The organism is Streptomyces sp. NPDC006265, from assembly GCF_040613555.1.
Classification (GTDB): Bacteria; Actinomycetota; Actinomycetes; order Streptomycetales; family Streptomycetaceae; genus Streptomyces.
On record NZ_JBEXSH010000741.1, the window covers coordinates 1 to 4,609 of the forward strand.

The following is a 4,609-nucleotide window of genomic DNA, read 5'->3' on the forward strand; positions in this document are numbered from 1 at the left end:
GGAGACCTCGAAGCGCTGGCCGATCTCCTCGGGCACCAGCGGGCGGTCGGCGCCCAGATCGCCGGACACGATCATCTGACCCAGCTGTTGGACGAGTTGGCCGTGCAGCCCGCGTCCGCGGCTGCCCGCGGCGCGGCGCCCCACACGGCCCAGCTCGGAGTCCCCGCCGTCCCAGGCAGGGATCCCGACGCGGTCGACGGCGGGCGCCTCGGCGTACGGGTAGCGGTCGAGTTCGCCCGGGCTGGCGAGGCCGGAGTCAGCGGAGCGGGCGGCGGTCATCATGGTGTGCGCAAGGGTACTCACGCATCCTTTGTCGGCGCCGTCTCCAACTCCCTTGAGGTCTTTGGTGAAAAGCACACGAAAGGGTGATCGCTCACCCCATCGCAATTGACGCCTTATCGGAAAGAAATGGGCGCGCTGCGGGGAGTTGTGCGCATGGCCGGACTAAGGGTTACGGACAGTTGTCAGCGGAACCTGCTGCGCAGGGTGGTGAGCAGATACGCGCAGAGCAGCGCGGTCAGTGACAACGTCAGTGCTCCGCCCACGGGTTGGGAGATCACCTTGATCGCGGCCTCCACGTAGTGCTCTCCCCCGAAGGGCCATCGCGGCAGAAGGGCCTCCCGCAGCCGCGCGGGGAGTCCGGCCGCCGTTCGCACGGACGGTCCGTTCACGAGCTTGTGCACGACAGGTACGACGAGGAGGGGGACGGCGCCCACGGCGGCGAGTCCGGCCGTGGTGGACCGGAAGACGCCTGCGGCGAGTACGCCGGCCCAGGCGCAGCCGACCACGAGCCCGATCCAACTGGCACCCAGGGGGAGCCAGTCGGCGGGAACCTGAGCGAGCTCACGTCCGTAGACGAGATAGAGCGCTTCGGCGTCGCAGCCGACCGTGAGGACGGCCAGCACCAGCGCGGTGGCCGAGGCGACGAGCAGTTTGGCGGCCAGCAGCCCCAGCCGACGGGGCACGGTGCCACGGTCCGCGGCCAGGGCGGGATGGCGGAACTCGTCACCGAAGGCCAGCGCACCGAGCAGTCCCGCGCCGAGCGCCGCGGGGGGCAGGGGAAGCTCCTGCGGCCACGCGGCCAGCAGGCGTGGCTGCGGGGTGTGCCCGATGCGTGCGAGCACGACGGCGATCACGGCGGACACGGCGAGCGTGACGGCCCCGGTCAGGAACCCCGTACTGATCCCGGCGGCGCGGCGGATCTCGTAGCGGAGAGGGCGGAGAGGGCTGGGGGCTGGGCGGACGGAGATCGGGGGCGGCAGAGGAGGCAGTACGTCGAGCGTGCGAACCGTGCGGGCTCGGACGGGGGCCGGGGGCCGGGGCTGGGAGGGTGCGGCCGCCGCCGGAGAACCGTCGCGTGGGTGGCCGGTCGAGGAGGCGCCCAAGAGCTCGTCCGGCTCTCCTTCGGGCAGCTGCGGTTGCCCGAAGGAGAGCGACGGCGTGTCCGTGACCGGCTTGGGTGCGTCCGGGTGGGCTTCCGGGTCGAGCGGGGGGGCCGGCTCGGCCGTGGGGGCTGTCGGGGCTCCCGAGGAAGGCGACGGCTCGCGTGTGACCGGGATGCGGCCTGCATCGACGCGATTTCGGTCCTCTGGTCCGCTTGCCCGAGCGCGGCCCGCGCCGGGCCCCATGTCCCCGACCTCGTCGGCGAGTTGATGAACGGCGATGCCGTGGCGGAACGCGATCTCGCCGATGTCCGCGCACGTACCGCCGTACACCGAAAGGCGATTGCCGCCCTCGCGGACCACCTCGACGGAGAGCTGCGAGGTGCGGGCCTGCTTGGCCAGGAGAACCGCCAGCCGGGCTGCATGCGGGCTGCGTACGGCGACTCGGGGACGGAGGCGGGTGCGAGAGAACTCCGCGGCCTCCTGGTCGGCCACGAGCCTGCCCTGTTCAAGAGTGACGACCCGGTCGGCGGTGCGCGCGGCCCCCTTGGGGTCGGACGTGGCGAAGAGAACCGTGCCGCCCTGGGCGGCATGGGCACGCAACATGCCGTGCAACCAGGCGCCCTCACGGGTGGAGAGTCCGTCGGCCGGGTCGTCGAGGACGAGGGTGTGCGGGTCGGCCAGCAGGACGCAGGCCAGGCCGAGGCGGCGGTCCATGCCGCGGGAGAGGGTGCCGAGGCGTTCTTCGCGCAGGCTCACGAGCCCGACCGCCTCCATGACTTCATCGGCACGCCGGACCGGGACGCCCGCGGCGGCGCACAGCATGCGCAGATGACCGCGAATCGTGCGGGCGGGATGTCCGGGCACATCGCCCAGCAGCACACCGACCTCGCGTGAGGGATGGGCGATGCGGTGCAGGGGGCGGCCCCGGAAGTGGGTGATGCCGCGCCCCTGTTGCAGTTCGAGCATCAGTCTGAGAACCGTCGTCTTGCCGGCGCCCGATGCGCCGAGCAGCGCGGTGATGCGGCCCGCCCGCGCCTCGAAGGAGACGTCGTCGACTGCGGGCGGAAGCTCTTTGCGGGGTTTGCTGGTCAGTCCGAAGGCCTGGATCACTCGCAGCAAGATAGCGCGCTATGTCCGGTTTTTGGGGCATTCCAAAGTCCGCCTCGGGCCGGACCGCCACCCGCGACCGGACTGCGGGCGGGTCGAGTTCCGGGCCCGGCGAGGCCCGCGCCCGGGCGGCCGGTCACACCTCGGGGCGCAGCATCGGGGGGTTGAGCAGCGTCGCGCCACCGGCGCGGAAGAGCTGGGCGGGACGTCCGCCCTGGCGGGTTGTCGTCCCACCGGTGGGAACGAGGAAGCCGGGAGTGCCCGTGACTTTGCGATGGAAATTGCGCGGGTCGAGCGCCACACCCCACACCGCCTCGTACACACGGCGCAGTTCTCCGACGGTGAACTCGGGCGGGCAGAAGGCGGTGGCCAGCGACGAATACTCGATCTTGGATCTGGCGCGCTCCACTCCGTCCGCGAGGATCTGCGCGTGGTCGAAGGCGAGCGGGGCGACCGGCTCGGCGTCCCGCCCGTAACCGCCCTGCTGCAACAGCTCCTCGACCGGAGCCCAGCGCGCGTTGCTGGCGTCTCCGCCGGCCCGGGGCGCGGGCAGATCGGGTGCGAGAGCGAGGTGGGCGACGCTGACGACCCGCATCCTGGGGTCCCGCTTGGGGTCCCCGTACGTGGCGAGCTGCTCCAGATGTGCGCCGTTGTCCTGAGCCGGGACGGACCGGTCGTGGACGCTCAGCCCGGTCTCCTCGGCCAGCTCCCGGGCGGCGGCCTGCGCCAGGTCCTCGTCGGCCCGCACGAAGCCGCCCGGCAGCGCCCAACGCCCCTGGAACGGCGGTTCGCCCCTGCGTACCGCCAGCGCACACAGAGCATGGCGGCGCACGGTCAGCACGACCAGGTCCACGGTGACGGCGAAGGGCGGGAACGCTGACGGGTCGTAGGGCATGCGGCGATCATAGTCGTCTGCCTGACGATAAACACTCCTTTCTTCGGTCCCTTCGCTTACTGATCCACTTCGGTCGGATTCGAACTCCACTGCCTGGTACCTGATCCGGAATTCGCACGTCGCCGCACGTCAAACCCCCAGTTGCAGTCCGTCGGCCGCTTCCTCGACCATGGCGAGGCCCAGCCGGCTCACTCGCACGGAGAACGGGGCGCCCGCCACGCGCAGTCCCGTGAAACCGATCTCTCCGAGGGGTGCACCGCGCACGGGGCGCAGGGTGACCGTCCCGGCCGGGGCGTCGGGGCGGATGCCGGCGAGGGTGGTCAGCAACAGCACTCCGGCGGCCGCCGCGGTGGCCGCGGGGCGGCAGGCTGCCGGGTGCGGGAGCGGAGCACTTCCTTCCGTGCGCTGCTCCCCCGCGTACATCTCGGGCAGCCGGTGAGCGAAGGTCTCTGCGGCCGCGAGTACGCCGCGCAGCAGTGAGCTCGCTTCCTTCTCGTAACCGGCGGCGGCCAGTCCCGCGACGGCGAGTGCCGTCTCCTGGATCCGTACGGCTCCTGCTCGGTGGCCGAACGGATTGAATCCGGGTTCCTTCGCACCCAGTCCGCGCAGGCCCCACCCGGAGTCCATGACCGGACCGCCGAGCAGCCGGGCAAGCTTCTCGGTCCGGACCTCGTCGAGCAGACCGGGTGCCAGTTCGCCCCCGCCCAGCAGGCCCGTGTCGAGGAGATGCACGGCAGCCGCACCCAGGTGAGGAACCAGGCCGCCGTCCGGTGCACGGGCTGCCGCGGGTCGGCCGCCCCCGCGGTCCTCCGCCCAGAAGTCCCGTGCGAACGCGATCCGCAAGGCCTGTGCCCACTCCCGGAGTGCCACTCCCCCCGCCCGGCCACAGGAGTCGAGCAGGTCGGCGCCGAGCAGGGCGGCACGGTGGGCGTGAGCCTGCGTCTCACAGCGGATGGGCCCGCCCGGGTTCGGGTCGCGCAGGTAGGTACCGTCGCCCACGGTGGTGCGCAGCCATGCCAGGCAGCGCTCGGCGGCGGGCAGCAGTTCCTCCGTCTCCAGGTCGGGGAGGCCCCAGCGGCGGGCCTCGGCGAGCAGGGAGGGGAACAGCAGCGTGGCCTCTGTACCGGTGCACTGCGGCGGCATGTGCGGCCCGGCGTCCCGTCTGGGGCCCGGGATCATTCCGGACTGCGGTCCGGGTCCCGCGAGTTGGGTTCGGGCGAGG

Annotated in this window: 2 protein-coding genes and 2 pseudogenes; all 4 read right to left on the reverse strand. The window is 72.2% G+C overall.

What is annotated here, in order from left to right; genetic code table 11:
- Positions 1-303: pseudogene (locus ABZ281_RS38835) on the reverse strand (GntR family transcriptional regulator); the annotation flags it as partial.
- Positions 304-464: 161 nt separating this feature from the next.
- On the reverse strand, positions 465-2,495 hold the full coding sequence (locus tag ABZ281_RS38840; protein ID WP_356662715.1) for an ATP-binding cassette domain-containing protein: 2,031 nt from the start codon (positions 2,493-2,495) through the stop codon (positions 465-467).
- 133 nt (positions 2,496-2,628) lie between these two features.
- A complete protein-coding gene (locus ABZ281_RS38845; protein WP_356662716.1) occupies positions 2,629-3,387 on the reverse strand; it encodes an NUDIX hydrolase in 759 nt (252 codons plus the stop codon).
- A 129-nt stretch (positions 3,388-3,516) separates the two neighbouring features.
- A pseudogene (locus ABZ281_RS38850) lies at positions 3,517-4,609 on the reverse strand (glycogen debranching protein); the annotation flags it as partial.

Excerpts from the sequence above, each read along its gene's own strand:
- ABZ281_RS38845 (WP_356662716.1), bottom strand. The coding sequence starts at position 3,387 with ATGCCCTACGACCCGTCAGCGTTCCCGCCCTTCGCCGTCACCGTGGAC.